Annotated in this window: 12 protein-coding genes; 3 read left to right on the top strand and 9 right to left on the bottom strand. The window is 48.2% G+C overall.

Going from position 1 to position 13,754, the window contains the following annotated elements:
• The first annotated feature begins 80 nt into the window (after positions 1-80).
• On the top strand, positions 81-1,523 hold the full coding sequence (pyk, locus tag AB1E22_RS18585) for a pyruvate kinase (RefSeq protein WP_367596708.1): 1,443 nt from the start codon (positions 81-83) through the stop codon (positions 1,521-1,523).
• Between the two features lie 140 nt (positions 1,524-1,663).
• On the opposite strand, the gene AB1E22_RS18580 is transcribed toward pyk, so the two are convergent.
• The 8 genes from AB1E22_RS18580 to znuA form a co-directional block, all read right to left on the bottom strand.
• Positions 1,664-1,951 carry a type VI secretion system PAAR protein gene (locus tag AB1E22_RS18580; protein ID WP_367596707.1) on the bottom strand — a complete coding sequence of 96 codons (288 nt, stop codon included), beginning with the start codon at positions 1,949-1,951 and terminating at the stop codon, positions 1,664-1,666.
• A gap of 25 nt (positions 1,952-1,976) precedes the next feature.
• Entirely contained in the window at positions 1,977-2,921 is a 945-nt protein-coding gene (locus AB1E22_RS18575) for a hypothetical protein (protein WP_367596706.1), read from the bottom strand.
• Between the two features lie 10 nt (positions 2,922-2,931).
• Positions 2,932-4,551, bottom strand: coding sequence for a hypothetical protein (locus tag AB1E22_RS18570; RefSeq protein ID WP_367596705.1), 1,620 nt, complete (start codon positions 4,549-4,551; stop codon positions 2,932-2,934).
• Complete coding sequence (locus AB1E22_RS18565) at positions 4,551-5,375, bottom strand: DUF4123 domain-containing protein (protein ID WP_367596704.1); 825 nt, start codon at positions 5,373-5,375, stop codon at positions 4,551-4,553. Before AB1E22_RS18565 ends, AB1E22_RS18570 begins: the two co-directional genes overlap by 1 nt.
• The gene (locus tag AB1E22_RS18560; protein ID WP_367596703.1) at positions 5,375-7,333 is read right to left on the bottom strand and encodes a type VI secretion system Vgr family protein; all 1,959 of its coding nucleotides are present in this window, start codon (positions 7,331-7,333) and stop codon (positions 5,375-5,377) included. Before AB1E22_RS18560 ends, AB1E22_RS18565 begins: the two co-directional genes overlap by 1 nt.
• Before the next feature lie 360 nt (positions 7,334-7,693).
• On the bottom strand, positions 7,694-8,668 hold the full coding sequence (lpxM, locus tag AB1E22_RS18555; RefSeq protein WP_367596702.1) for a lauroyl-Kdo(2)-lipid IV(A) myristoyltransferase: 975 nt from the start codon (positions 8,666-8,668) through the stop codon (positions 7,694-7,696).
• 123 nt (positions 8,669-8,791) lie between these two features.
• Positions 8,792-10,114: a murein DD-endopeptidase MepM gene (gene mepM, locus AB1E22_RS18550; RefSeq protein ID WP_367596701.1), complete on the bottom strand. Its 1,323-nt coding sequence runs from the start codon at positions 10,112-10,114 to the stop codon at positions 8,792-8,794.
• A 15-nt stretch (positions 10,115-10,129) separates the two neighbouring features.
• Positions 10,130-11,074 carry a zinc ABC transporter substrate-binding protein ZnuA gene (gene znuA, locus AB1E22_RS18545; protein WP_367597404.1) on the bottom strand — a complete coding sequence of 315 codons (945 nt, stop codon included), beginning with the start codon at positions 11,072-11,074 and terminating at the stop codon, positions 10,130-10,132.
• Between the two features lie 79 nt (positions 11,075-11,153).
• On the opposite strand from znuA, the gene znuC reads away from it, so the two are divergent.
• Together znuC and znuB are read left to right on the top strand one after the other, a co-directional pair.
• On the top strand, positions 11,154-11,909 hold the full coding sequence (gene znuC / locus AB1E22_RS18540; RefSeq protein ID WP_367596700.1) for a zinc ABC transporter ATP-binding protein ZnuC: 756 nt from the start codon (positions 11,154-11,156) through the stop codon (positions 11,907-11,909).
• Positions 11,906-12,691 (top strand): zinc ABC transporter permease subunit ZnuB, encoded by a 786-nt coding sequence (gene znuB / locus AB1E22_RS18535; RefSeq protein WP_367596699.1) that lies wholly within the window; start codon positions 11,906-11,908, stop codon positions 12,689-12,691. Before znuC ends, znuB begins: the two co-directional genes overlap by 4 nt.
• Before the next feature lie 50 nt (positions 12,692-12,741).
• Here the strand turns inward: znuB and ruvB are convergent, their stop codons facing one another.
• On the bottom strand, positions 12,742-13,752 hold the full coding sequence (ruvB, locus tag AB1E22_RS18530; protein WP_367596698.1) for a Holliday junction branch migration DNA helicase RuvB: 1,011 nt from the start codon (positions 13,750-13,752) through the stop codon (positions 12,742-12,744).
• Between the last annotated feature and the right edge of the window lie 2 nt (positions 13,753-13,754).

Here is a 13,754-nt window from a genome sequence, read left to right as displayed (position 1 = left end):
TTGCGTTTTTCAGCGCATCCTGATTTACCGAATCTTTTGTTAACGCAACACCAAAGTTGTTTCAGTCAACGGAGTAATACATGTCCAGACGGCTACGTAGAACCAAAATCGTTACCACTTTAGGCCCGGCAACCGATCGCGACAATAATCTGGAAAAGATTATCGCTGCTGGCGCTAACGTGGTGCGTATGAACTTTTCCCATGGCACCGCAGAAGATCACCAGATCCGTGCCGATAAAGTTCGTGAAATTGCCGCAAAACTGGGTCGCCACGTCGCGATCCTGGGCGATTTGCAAGGACCAAAAATTCGTGTCTCTACCTTTAAAGAAGGTAAAGTTTTCCTCAACATCGGTGATAAATTCCTGCTAGATGCCAACCTTGGCAAAGGCGAAGGCGATAAAGAAAAAGTCGGAATCGACTACAAAGGTCTGCCTGCTGATGTTGTCACCGGCGACATCCTGTTGCTGGATGACGGCCGGGTACAGCTAAAAGTCCTCGAAGTTCAGGGCATGAAAGTGTTTACCGAAGTGACCGTTGGCGGTCCACTATCAAACAATAAAGGCATCAACAAGCTCGGCGGCGGCCTGTCTGCCGAAGCCCTGACCGATAAAGACAAAGCCGATATCCTGACCGCGGCGAAGATCGGCGTTGATTACCTGGCCGTTTCTTTCCCACGCTGTGGTGAAGACCTGAACTACGCTCGCCGCCTGGCGCGTGATGCAGGCTGTGACGCGAAAATTGTAGCTAAAGTTGAACGTGCTGAAGCTGTGTGTGACGAAGCGGCAATGGACGACGTTATCCTCGCCTCTGACGTAGTGATGGTTGCCCGTGGTGACCTGGGCGTTGAAATCGGCGACCCTGAGCTGGTCGGCATTCAGAAAACCCTGATTCGCCGTGCGCGCAAACTGAACCGCGCGGTCATCACTGCGACTCAAATGATGGAGTCGATGATTACCAACCCAATGCCAACCCGTGCGGAAGTCATGGACGTGGCAAACGCCGTCCTCGATGGCACCGATGCGGTTATGCTTTCTGCCGAAACGGCGGCGGGTCAATATCCAGCTGAAACCGTTGCGGCGATGGCGCGCGTCTGCCTGGGTGCTGAGAAAATCCCAAGCATCAACGTGTCCAAGCACCGTCTTGACGTACAGTTCGACAACGTCGAAGAAGCGATTGCGATGTCTGCGATGTATGCTGCTAACCACCTGAAAGGGGTTACCGCCATCATCACCATGACAGAGTCTGGCCGTACTGCGCTGATGACTTCACGTATCAGTTCCGGCTTGCCAATTTTCGCCATGTCTCGCCATGAACGTACGCTGAATCTCACCTCTTTGTACCGTGGCGTGACGCCAGTATACTTTGACAGCGCAAGCGACGGCGTCGCAGCGGCAAATGATGCCGTCAATTTGCTGCGTGATAAAGGCTATCTGGTGTCAGGCGATTTAGTTATCGTCACCCAAGGCGATGTGATGAGTACCATTGGCACAACCAATACCACGCGTATTTTGTGCGTTGAGTAATTCCGCCGCCTTGTGAAAAACAAGCAGAGGGAGTAGTAACGTACTGTTACTGCCTCAAGATTTTGGAACGTCGTTAAGACACAGTTAAATTAATGCCTACAAAAGCACTGGGCGATGCTCTCCCCAGTGCTTTTTGTTTATTAGCCGATATTGACTGTACCGCTACCCACTACAACGCCACCACAACTAATACTGTCACCTGTTCTGGCTGCTGGGATACCATCAATAAATACTGTTGGAGAACCACTCGATATCGCCCGAGGATGTGGCGGGTGATGTGGTGGTGCATTATGTTCCACTAAAGGATCGCCTAATCGTGCAGCGGGCAGCCCGTCAATAAACACTGTTGCAGAGCCCGCGGTTATTGGCGTGGAATGAAAGCCGTCGTGCTCTGTTCCTTGATCATTAAGTTTTGCTGCAAGTGGCATAAATGACTTCCCTTAAATTTATTACTCAACGAACGAGTACCATTTTGTTATCTATGACGGCGAAGAATGGGTTCCATGAAAAAATATGTTTGCCTTTATCATTGATAAATTGGATCGGGGATTTTCTACTGACACCGCCGATACCCAGGCAGAAAATTCTATTATTTTGGTAAGTTAATACTTTGAATTTATCCCAGTTGGGATTTAAATCTACTTTACCTTTTCGTGCAGCATTGACGATTCCAATTGAATCGAAAAATATTTCAGTATCATCAGTTAAGTCTGTTTTAGCATACTCATCTAATGCAATGGAGTATTTTTTCTTGATCGTGGAAAGATCATTGCGTTTCAAATCTTCAATCAAATCCTTGTAAGCTATAATGAGCTGGTTTCTTAAATCCTGATTATTAACTTGCGGCGTAGCTTTAGTCCATTCCCACACTGGGATACCAGTTACGTTAAAACTACGGTATGCGGTTAACCAATCCTCAGGCTTTTCATCACCCTTAAATTTAATTCTGTTCGATATCCCTCTGACAATAGAACTATTGGTTTTATCACTAATGTTTTCTATTGAATAACCTGTCGGGTCATTGAATGAAAGGCCATTCGTGCTATCAAAAACAACCTTAAAATTGGTTATTGTTTCATCTTTTTTGTCCTCAGTTGATTTGACAATTTTTACTTCGCAGCTATAAGTATCATTTTTTTTATCTGATTCAGAAGGGAAAAATATAAGCCCAATATTGTTATGTTTATTGTTTTCGAGCGCATCCGTGATGTCACTTCCTGTACTGATTGTTCTTGGTCCCTTAAGAGTACTAAGATAATCCAATCCATTGATAGATAAAATACAAATCGCATTCCTAGTGTTAAAATATGCAGAATATCTTACGTTATCCATATTTCCTTCAGCAAGTACATTAGTTGATAAAAGTAATGTGCCCAAAATCAATGTTTTTAGCTTCATGCCATTTTCCTTAAAAAACAATCCTATAAGGGGATTTTTCTTTGTTTAATTTGTGGCAGATAACCCATTCACCTTCTCCCTCTTCCCAATTATCAGAATCATCTATTTTTTTCTTACTCATGTCCGGATCGTTATCATCATCTTCATCACCCACACTAACCTTTATTCTATATTTTGCATACATAGCAATACCATTATGGAAAAAGACAAGTTCCAGATCTTTATCATCTTTTTTCTCTAATGCAAAACAGCATTCGGCAGTGATTTTTGCTTCTGCGCTAAAATAAGCCTCAACGATAAGTATTTTTAGGCCTGCCTCGACCTTAGATTCTAAAGCCAGACCCAGTTGGCCTTCATTTTCATTCCCTAATTCTGAATGGAAATCATAATTCTCATCGGACAAATATCGATACGAAAGGTTTATATTCCCTGATACTACTAAGTTTAAAACTGCTTTTGCGTAAACTCCATTCTTGCCTGCTTTGACGTCACCTTCTTTTGACTGTGCCTTTTCTCTTATCTTTGCAATATTTTTCTCTTGATGAAAATAAGTTGCGAATGCCTGTATTAAATCTAGGGTGATCGTAAATTCAATCAAGGGTGATAATTTCACATCTGCAGCACATTTTACATAAGGTGTATTGTTCTTACGAAGATGAAGGTCTCCACTGCCGGTAATATCAAGGAATGGGTATTTTATATCTATTTTTAATAGCTGTATCTTATCGTCATCTGCTTTGAGTAGGTTTGTCACTGTGTCCAGTGTTTTATCTGCATTCCTTAAAAGCGTTAATTTATCTTTATAGCGAGTGAATTCTTTATCCATTGTCTTGCTATAATCTTTACTGCTACTTCCGACGCTTATTGAACCACTGCCAGAAATATGTACGCCATGGGTAATAGAATATTTACCAACACTCATGGAGCTGTTATTTTCTCTGCTTTGAACTATTTTATAGCGTTCATCATCGGAAAGTTCTTTAGTCCCGTCATTTTCAGAACTGGAGATGTTCACGTTTACAGACCACGCGAATTTCGGGAAAACAACTATTCTGGTATCTACCGAGGTATAAATTGGGAGTTTTGCTTTACCATCTACTGCTGTTTTTAGCGGGTATATAAACTCTTGAACAGGTTGCCCCAGGCATTCACCTATTTGTAGCTGATACTCTGTTCTATCTACATTTTCTAGTCCTTTGAATAGGATATCACTCAGAAATGTCACAATATCTAAAGAGTCCAATGCGCTATAGACATTTTGGACACCTAGTTTTTCCACTTTGTCAGTACTAACGCTACCCATGGTTAATTTTACTTTATCTTCGGAGCTATAATATTTTAATGTATTGCTATTCTCTCCTTTCACTAGTTGACTAAGATAATAATCATTATGGATTACGCCTGAGGGACAGTCAGGGCTGTTGCTAACGCAAGTTTTGCCAATCAGTGTTGTTTTAAAGTCCACACCTTTAGCTTCAGCATCATGAAGGTAAATTACAGGTAAAGACTCACCCTGCTTGTACTCATAGCTACCCTCTGGTGAAGATGTTTTTATTTTTATAGCATGTGTGCAAGTGTCTGGATTTTTACACGAACATTTAGGTGAGCCAGCAGTTAAACTAATGCCCATTATGCATTACTCCTTTTCCATGCTGGTATTTTACCGTAAACATGCAATAATAACTTTTCAGCTCGATAATGTCCGGGATTGTGACTATCTTCTAAAATACTTTTATATTCAGTAGGTATAGCTTCAGGAGAACGTATATTTTCATGGGCAAATAGCCTTACTATTTCATCAATGCTTCTTTTGTCTGTAATGCCAATATTACGCATATAATAAAAAAATAATTCCGCAAGAGGAAAAGCGATGTCTATTTTTTCCTCCGGTGCAAGTGGAATTAGCAATGCTAGTTCTTCAATATATCTTTTTTCAAATATTTGTTCTAACTTCTTATATTGCTCTTTATTGATTTCCATGAACTTAGGCTTGACAAGTGAGGCATCTGGATAGCGCTCATGTAAATCTTGAACTGAGAATGACCGGTATTGCTGATAATCAGTTTCTATTTTGCTAATCTTGCTAAGAAAAAGATGTTTCTCCCAGTCTGATAAAACACTTAGAACATCCCAAATATTTCTTGGGTCATAAAATCTAAAAATTACAGGCTTGCTCTCATCAGGAAGAGTTACCTGTAAATATTTCCTCAAATGTTGCCGCAAAACACGCATCGTTGCTTCGGTGGTTAAATATATGCCCCACGGAATTATTTTTGCACTTAGCCAATGTTCTACCTCAGATGTAACTTCAAGAATATAAGGAGCCAGTTTTACCAATTCTGGCTGCAAAGGTTCGGCGTATAAACAACTATGTGGGGAATTAAGCCCAGCGAGATAATCTAAAAGATCATCGACAATGCAACCATCAACGATTGCGTAACGAACCGCTCCCATTATTTATCCTCCTCAGGGCAATGAGAAACAAACATTGTTCCTTCACCCGCCGCGGCTTTAAGAATCGCAGGTTTCATGGGTAAAATAACTTCTCCTGGGCTACCTCCGCCATTCAGGTTTATCTTGGGTCCTTTGACATCAACACCACCAGCATGAATAGAAATAAATGAACCACCTACACGAAAACTAATTTTGCTATCGCTTTGTAATACAATATCACCCTGAACTTTAATCCCCATTACACCAGCAATTTTTTGGGCAAGATCCCCTTTGATTTCAATATGGTGCTCACCTTCAATCAGATTCAGATAGTTTTTGGTGGTTTTGTGATCTTGTTGACCTTCAACAGTGATTTTTCTGTCATTTGCCACAACGAGCGATTCATTGTGCCCAATGCTAACTGTCCGGTCGTAATTTACGCGTACATCTTTACTGTTAAGTACTTTTACCTGCATGTCCTTCTGGGCATGCATCGACAGCAGCTCCTGATTGGTCTCGTCCTCGAACAACAGCTCGTTGTAGCCGCTGCCCTTGTAGGTCTGCGAGCGGATGGCCATCTGCGTTCGGGTGCCCGGCAGGTCGCCCGGGGCGCGGTTGCCGGCATGGTAGGTGCGCCCGGTGATGATGGGCTGGTCCGGGTCGCCGTTGAGAAAATCGACAATCACTTCCTGGCCGACGCGCGGAATGGCGATGTTGCCGAACCCGGCGCCCGCCCACGCCTGTGAAACGCGTATCCAGCACGAGCTTTTCGCATCCGCCTGGTTGTAGCGGTCCCAGGCAAATTTCACCCGCACCCGTCCGTGCTCGTCGCAGAAGATTTCTTCCCCCGGCGGGCCGGTGACGATGGCGCTTTGCGGGCCGTCGACCCGCGGTTTGAGAGGGGGCTGTGCGCGCCAGGTCTGAATGGCGGGGATGACGCTGAAGCTGTTGGTGAGCGTGGTGCCCTGGCCTTCGCTGCCGGTGAGCGCCTGCGGCTGGCTGCCGGTTAACTGACAGGACACCACCTGCCACAGGTCGTTGAGGTCTGCGCGCGGGTGGTCCGTCAGGCTGAAGCAGCGCCCCGGCTGGAGCTGGGGTGAGTTGCTGGTGCCGGTGGCGTAGTCCACGTCGCTGCGCCAGCCTTCCACCTGATATTTCGCAAAGTCTGCCCCGCGCTGCGCGTCCTTGAAACGCCCCGGGTAGTCAAAAATCTCATACACCGCCCGCTGGTTGGGCATCTCCGACGGGCGGTGATTAAACTGCCCGGGCCAGAGCGGGGCCTTAAAGGTGTAGTCCTGCGTGGTGACCTGGGCCGGGCGGATTTGTGCGCGGCGGCAGAAACTGTTGATGCAGTAGCGGCTGGATTCACTGGCGCCGTTGGGGTTGTACGGCAGCGGGTCGAGTCTGCGCAGCACGCGGCTGTCATCGGCGAAGGTCAGTTTCTGCAGGTTGCGCTCCAGATATTCTTCCTCGCAGAAGAAAATCCCCTCTTCGGCGGCCAGCCGGGCGATGAAATCGAAGTCGGTTTCCTGATACTGGACGCAGAACTCACGGAAAGGGTGCGGGCGGCGGAACAGCGCGTCGTGGGTGAGCACACCCGTCTCCTTGAGCAGCGTCTGAAAGATGGCGCGGATATCGACATTCTGGAAGCTGCGGCAGTTCTGCCGCTGGCTGCTGCGCCAGAGCTCCGGGCGCAGGGTTATGTGGTACAGGGTCTGGTGTTTACCGGTGTTGCCCTGCTCGCAGAAGGTCACGATACCGCGCAGGCGGCGTTTAATCTCCTCACCCTGCCGGATAATCAGCGTCCCCCCCTGGTCGAGGACTTTACGGAATTCCAGGGCCGGGTTGCTGCTGGCGAGGGTCAGTTCAAGGCGAAACAGGGAGGAGAGGGACTGGGTGAGCTGGAAATCCACCACGGTAAAGGTGTCATCCGGGGTCCGCCCGGCGGTAAAGGTGAAGCGGGTGCCGTCTGAGGCCATTTTGTTATTCCTTCAACAAATTATGGAATCATTGATATGAACCTATAATTTTGTGAGATTCATAATTTAAATAAATATAATAAAATCAATGATATAAATATGTCAGAAAGGTATCCTGGCAGTGGGAAAGCTAAAGTGATCTGTGTCACATTGTGAAATGTAGAAAAGTAGACAAAAGAAATGGGTGTAAATTGCCCAGAGGGGTGAGCTAAATCGGGTAAAAACCAAAAAAAACGTACACACAAAATACATAGTGTGTACGCTTATTTTTTGCGGCAACCTGGCTGGTCGCAAGAATATCGACCAAACATTTTATGAAACACATAGTATTCACTATGGTTCTAGCGGATGATCGATTCTCTATTTCTTTGGGAACAGCTCTTTACGACGATAGGGCTCCATCTCCCCCTCTTTTCGTGTCTTCAGCAGCTTAAGAATCCAGGTATACTGTTTGAGATTCGGGCCGACAAAAACTTCCACTTCTTCGTTCATCCGGCGGGCAATCGTATTGTCATCAGCCTCTGCTAAATCGTCCATCGGCGGGCGAATATAAATATCCAGGCGATGAGTGTCACTGTTATAGACAGGGAACAGCGGCACGATGCGCGCCCGACACACTTTCATCAAGCGGCCAATAGCAGGTAGCGTCGCTTTGTAGGTCGCGAAGAAATCAACAAATTCGCTGTGTTCCGCACCGTGGTCCTGATCGGGTAAATAGTATCCCCAATACCCCTGACGCACTGAACTGATAAACGGCTTTATCCCATCGTTACGGGCATGCAAGCGCCCACCAAAGCGGCGACGCACGGTATTCCACATATAATCAAATAGTGGGTTTCCCTGATTATGGAACATCGCCGCCATTTTTTGACCATTAGCCGACATCACCATGGCAGGGATGTCCACCGCCCAGCCATGCGGCACCAGGAAAATCACGTTCTCTTCACGCTGTTTGAGCTCGTCGATAATCTCTTTACCGTGCCAGTCAATGCGTTGCATAACTTTGCTCGGGCCTTTAATCGCAAGTTCAGCCATCATAACCATTGCCTGCGGGGCCGTGGCAAACATGTCGTCAATAACCGCTTCGCGAGCCTCTTCCGGCATTTCCGGGAAGCAGTACAGCAGGTTAATTTGCGCACGGCGGCGAGCACTTTTTCCAAAGCGACCGGCAATGCGCCCCACTTTGCCTAATAATGGATCACGTAATGATGGCGGTAACATGGCGAGGCCTGCAAAAGCGCCAACGCCCAGCCAGGCGCCCCAAAATTTCGGGAGCAAGAAGGCCTTTTGAAATTCAGGAATGAACTCACTGTGACTTTTTTTTGCTTTTTCCATGCATGTTCTCAGTACAGCATCAAATCATTGATGATAAGAATGTGTAGGTATCTTAGCGGGGTATTGCCTGTCAGACAAAGAAAAAGCCGGTAACAGAGTACCGGCTTAGTTCATAAGGCTGGATTAATTAAATCTAAGCTGGGGCATAACTTCACGAACTTGTGCCAGGTAATCGTTACGATCCGAGCCTGTCAAACCTTCAGTCCGTGGCAGTTTCGCCGTTAACGGATTCACCGCCTGCTGGTTAATCCACACTTCATAATGCAGATGTGGCCCGGTAGAACGCCCGGTATTACCTGAAAGTGCGATGCGGTCGCCGCGTTTTACTTTCTGACCTGGTGTCACCAGTAATTTTTTCAGGTGCATATAACGCGTGGTATAGGTCCGACCGTGACGAATAGCGACGAAATACCCTGCCGCGCCACTCCGTTTCGCCATCACAACTTCACCATCACCCACGGCCAGCACCGGAGTACCTTGCGGCATAGCAAAATCGACACCTTTATGCGGAGCGACACGACCCGTTACCGGGTTAAGACGGCGCGGGTTAAAGTTTGAAGAGATACGGAATTGTTTCGCCGTTGGGAAACGCATAAAGCCTTTTGCAAGACCAGAACCGCTACGGTCGTAGAATTTGCCGTCTTCAGCGCGAATCGCGTAGTAATCTTTACCGCTGCTGCGTAGGCGCACGCCCACCAATTGGCTCTGCTCGCGTTTTCCTTCCAACATTTCGCGGGACATCAGCACCGAAAACTCATCACCTTTCTTGAGTTTGCGGAAGTCCATCTGCCACTGCATAGCTTTAATCACTGCGCTAATTTCAGCGCTGGTCAATCCTGCATCTTTTGCGCTGCTGACAAAGCTGTTACCCACCGTACCTTTCAGCACGTTGTTCACCCACTCGCCTTGCTGCATTTCGCTGCTGAGTTTGAAGGTGCTACCTGAACGATCATAGGTGCGCGTTTCACGGCGCGACATTTCCCATGTCAGACGCTGTAGTTCACCATTATCGTTTAAGGTCCAGGAAACCTGTTGGCCGATTTTCAGATTACGCAGATCTTTATCCACGGCGGCAAGCTGGCTAATATCGCCCATATCAATGCCGTACTGATTCAGAATGCTGCTGAGCGTATCCCCTGTGGAGACGACATATTCGTGAACACCCGTTTCACCGGCGGTTTTATCGTCCAGTTCATCTTGGGGGATAGTGTCGTCTTCGGCGTCTGGGGATTGATCTAACGGCTCACTGGCCTCGGGAAGTAACGAGCGAACCTCGTTTTTCTCAAGCTCAATGGTTTTAATAACGGGGCTGGCTTCTGGATGATAGACGTACGGCCGCCAGACAGCGACCGCAAGTGTAAGAACTGTAAGAGACCCCAACATAACGCGATGGGGCCGGGACAAATTGTCGAATGCCAGGGCGACAGAGCGGGCTATCTGTTGCACGTATTCACTTCCTCACTAATCTCCTTTCAGGCAGCTCGCATACTGGTTCGCAAGCCCGCTCAAAAACTGCATATAGCTGTCTTTGCCGAGCTTGACCTCAATTCCCAGCGGGTCCAACGTTCCGGAACGGACGTTAGTACCTCTGGCAACAGCATTGATGACTGCTGGCCTGAATTGTGGTTCAGCAAATACGCACACGGCTTTTTGCTCAACCAACTGTGTTCTTATTTCATGTAAACGCTGCGCACCGGGTTGGATTTCTGGGTTAACGGTAAAATGACCAAGCGGCGTAAGACCGTAGTGTTTTTCAAAGTAGCCATAGGCGTCGTGAAAAACGAAATACCCTTTTCCTTTAAATGGCGCGAGCACGCTACCAACTTGCTTGTCGATGTTGGCTAATCCTAACTCGAAGGTCTGCAAGTTGGCGTCTAGTTTGGCTCTATTTTGGGGCATAAGTTCCACTAATTTATCGTGGATTGCAACCGCTGACAGGCGCGCCACCTCAGGTGAGAGCCAAATATGCATGTTGTATTCACCATGATGATGATCTTCGTCACTGTTTTCACCATGATGTTCGTGACCTTCATGCCCGTGGTCATCATCATCGTCACCTTTCATAAGCAACGGTTTTACGCCGGGTAAAGCTGCCAGTTGCACTTGTTTTTGCTCAGCTAATTGATTAACCGACTTCTGCATGAAGGCCTCCATTTCCGGGCCAACCCATACGACTAAGTCCGCGCTTTGTAAGCGTTTTACATCGGATGGACGAAGTGCATAATCATGCTCAGAAGCACCATCAGGCAACAAAACTTCCGTGGGCGTAACACCGTCTGCAATTGCTGCGGCGATAAAACCTAACGGCTTAATAGAGGCAACCACGGCGGCTTGAGCCGGGAGTGCTGCGGTACCCAGAAAAGCAGTTGTTAAAGCTGCGCAAAGAAATGAGTTTTTATGTAACATAATGCGACTTTTCATCGTTATGAATATGAGATGTGTGATATTATAACATCCGCTAACTTCTGCAACCCCTGAAATTGTCATGACAAATCTGGTATCACTAGAAAATATCTCTGTTTCCTTCGGACAACGCCGTGTGCTGTCTGATATTTCTCTCGACCTGAAACCTGGCCGAATTTTGACGCTGCTGGGTCCGAATGGAGCAGGAAAATCCACGCTGGTCCGCGTAGTACTTGGCCTGGTCGCACCTGACGAAGGCGTTATCAAGCGGGACCGCGATTTGCGTATTGGGTATGTACCGCAGAAACTTCATCTGGATGCGACCCTGCCATTAACCGTCAGCCGATTTATGCGGCTGCGCCCGGGCGTAAAAAAGGCCGATATTCTGCCCGCGCTAAAACGCGTTCAGGCCGCACATCTGATTGAAGCCCCGATGCAAAAACTTTCCGGCGGCGAAAACCAGCGCGTTCTGCTGGCGCGAGCTTTGTTAAATCAGCCGCAGTTGTTAGTTCTTGATGAACCGACTCAGGGCGTGGATGTTAACGGCCAGCTGGCGCTGTATAACCTAATCGACCAGTTGCGCCATGAACTTAATTGCGCGGTGTTAATGGTTTCCCATGACTTGCATTTGGTTATGGCGAAAACGGATGATGTGTTGTGCCTGAATCACCATATTTGCTGCTCCGGCACGCCTGAAGTGGTCTCAATGCATCCTGAATTCATTTCGATGTTTGGTGCACGCGGTGCGGAACAACTGGGAATTTATCGTCATCACCATAACCACCGTCACGATCTTACCGGACGCATTGTGTTGCGCAGAGGGAATGGCCAGTCATGATTGAATTGTTATTGCCCGGCTGGCTTGCCGGGATTCTTCTGGCATGTGCCGCAGGCCCGCTAGGGTCTTTTGTTGTCTGGCGTCGGATGTCCTACTTTGGCGATACCCTCGCCCATGCATCCTTACTCGGCGTGGCCTTCGGCTTGCTGCTTAATGTTAATCCGTTTTACGCCGTCATTGCCGTTACGCTAATGCTGGCATTAGGGCTGGTCTGGCTTGAGAAGCGCCCACATCTGGCATTAGATACATTACTCGGAATTATGGCTCACAGCGCACTCTCGCTGGGTTTGGTCGTCGTAAGTTTAATGTCCAACGTGCGTGTCGATTTAATGGCGTATCTGTTTGGCGATCTGCTCTCCGTGACGATGCCCGATATTATCTCTATCGCGCTTGGCGTTGGGGTTGTGGTCGGTGTGCTGCTCTGGCAGTGGCGTAATTTATTGTCGATGACCATTAGCCCGGATCTTGCCCATGTTGATGGAGTAAATCTGCAACGCGTGAAAATGTTGCTGATGCTGGTGACGGCATTGACGATTGGTGTTGCGATGAAATTCGTCGGGGCGCTGATAATCACCTCCCTGCTGATTATCCCTGCGGCAACCGCGCGTCGCTTCGCCCGCACGCCAGAGCAAATGGCAGGTTTTGCGGTGATTATTGGGATGATTTCTGTCACCGGCGGGCTGACGTTCTCCGCGTTCTATGACACGCCAGCCGGCCCATCAGTGGTGCTGAGTTCGGCGGTACTGTTTGTATTGAGTATGGCGAAGAAGCAAGGGGCTTAAAACCACCCTTACCCAACCTCCCCCTTGCCAGGGGGAGGAGCTAAAAGACATTAAGGCTGTGCAGGCGGCACTATGCCAAAGTGAGTCCATGCTCTTGGGGTTGCAATGCGTCCACGAGGGGTCCGCTGCAAGAAACCCTGCTGTATCAGGAAAGGTTCCAGTACATCCTCAATAGTTTCACGTTCTTCGCCAATGGCAGCCGCGAGGTTATCGAGCCCGACTGGCCCACCGAGGAATTTGTCTATCACCGCCAGCAAGAGTTTGCGGTCCATATAGTCGAAACCTTCGGTATCTACATTCAGCATATCCAGCGCCTGCGAGGCGATGTCTGCACTGATTGTGCCGTCGTGACGCACTTCCGCAAAATCACGCACACGCCGCAGTAAACGGTTAGCTATACGTGGTGTTCCCCGAGCACGACGCGCCACTTCCAGGGCACCCTCTTCGCTCATCTCAAGCCCTAGTACACTCGCGCTGCGGCCTACAATATGCTGCAAATCGGCAACCTGGTAAAACTCCAGACGCTGCACGATGCCGAAGCGATCACGCAGTGGCGATGTGAGTGAACCCGCGCGCGTGGTCGCGCCAATCAGGGTAAACGGCGGTAAATCAATTTTGATCGAACGCGCAGCCGGGCCTTCACCAATCATAATATCGAGCTGGTAATCTTCCATTGCCGGATACAGTACTTCTTCGACCACCGGCGAAAGGCGATGGATTTCATCAATGAACAACACATCGTGAGGTTCAAGATTGGTGAGCATTGCCGCCAAATCCCCTGCTTTTTCAAGCACGGGGCCCGATGTGGTACGCAGATTGACGCCCATTTCATTGGCGACGATATTCGCAAGCGTCGTTTTGCCAAGGCCGGGCGGGCCAAAAATCAAGAGATGATCGAGCGCATCCCCACGCAGTTTTGCCGCCTGGATGAAAATCTCCATTTGCGAGCGTACCTGCGGCTGGCCGACATAGTCCGCCAGAAACCGCGGGCGTATCGCGCGGTCAATTAACTCGTCAGGGGTGATAGTGTCTGGCGATACCAGACGGTCTGCTTCAATCATCC

This window comes from Buttiauxella gaviniae (assembly GCF_040786275.1).
GTDB classification, from domain to species: Bacteria; Pseudomonadota; Gammaproteobacteria; order Enterobacterales; family Enterobacteriaceae; genus Buttiauxella; species Buttiauxella gaviniae_A.
The sequence above is the reverse complement of the archived record's forward strand: the minus strand, read 5'-3'. Positions and strand labels throughout refer to the sequence as shown.

Excerpts from the sequence above, each read along its gene's own strand:
- pyk (WP_367596708.1), top strand. The coding sequence starts at position 81 with ATGTCCAGACGGCTACGTAGAACCAAAATCGTTACCACTTTAGGCCCG.
- AB1E22_RS18580 (WP_367596707.1), bottom strand. The coding sequence starts at position 1,951 with ATGCCACTTGCAGCAAAACTTAATGATCAAGGAACAGAGCACGACGGC.
- AB1E22_RS18575 (WP_367596706.1), bottom strand. The coding sequence starts at position 2,921 with ATGAAGCTAAAAACATTGATTTTGGGCACATTACTTTTATCAACTAAT.
- AB1E22_RS18570 (WP_367596705.1), bottom strand. The coding sequence starts at position 4,551 with ATGGGCATTAGTTTAACTGCTGGCTCACCTAAATGTTCGTGTAAAAAT.
- AB1E22_RS18565 (WP_367596704.1), bottom strand. The coding sequence starts at position 5,375 with ATGGGAGCGGTTCGTTACGCAATCGTTGATGGTTGCATTGTCGATGAT.
- AB1E22_RS18560 (WP_367596703.1), bottom strand. The coding sequence starts at position 7,333 with ATGGCCTCAGACGGCACCCGCTTCACCTTTACCGCCGGGCGGACCCCG.
- lpxM (WP_367596702.1), bottom strand. The coding sequence starts at position 8,668 with ATGGAAAAAGCAAAAAAAAGTCACAGTGAGTTCATTCCTGAATTTCAA.
- znuA (WP_367597404.1), bottom strand. The coding sequence starts at position 11,074 with ATGTTACATAAAAACTCATTTCTTTGCGCAGCTTTAACAACTGCTTTT.
- znuC (WP_367596700.1), top strand. The coding sequence starts at position 11,154 with ATGACAAATCTGGTATCACTAGAAAATATCTCTGTTTCCTTCGGACAA.
- znuB (WP_367596699.1), top strand. The coding sequence starts at position 11,906 with ATGATTGAATTGTTATTGCCCGGCTGGCTTGCCGGGATTCTTCTGGCA.
- ruvB (WP_367596698.1), bottom strand. The coding sequence starts at position 13,752 with ATGATTGAAGCAGACCGTCTGGTATCGCCAGACACTATCACCCCTGAC.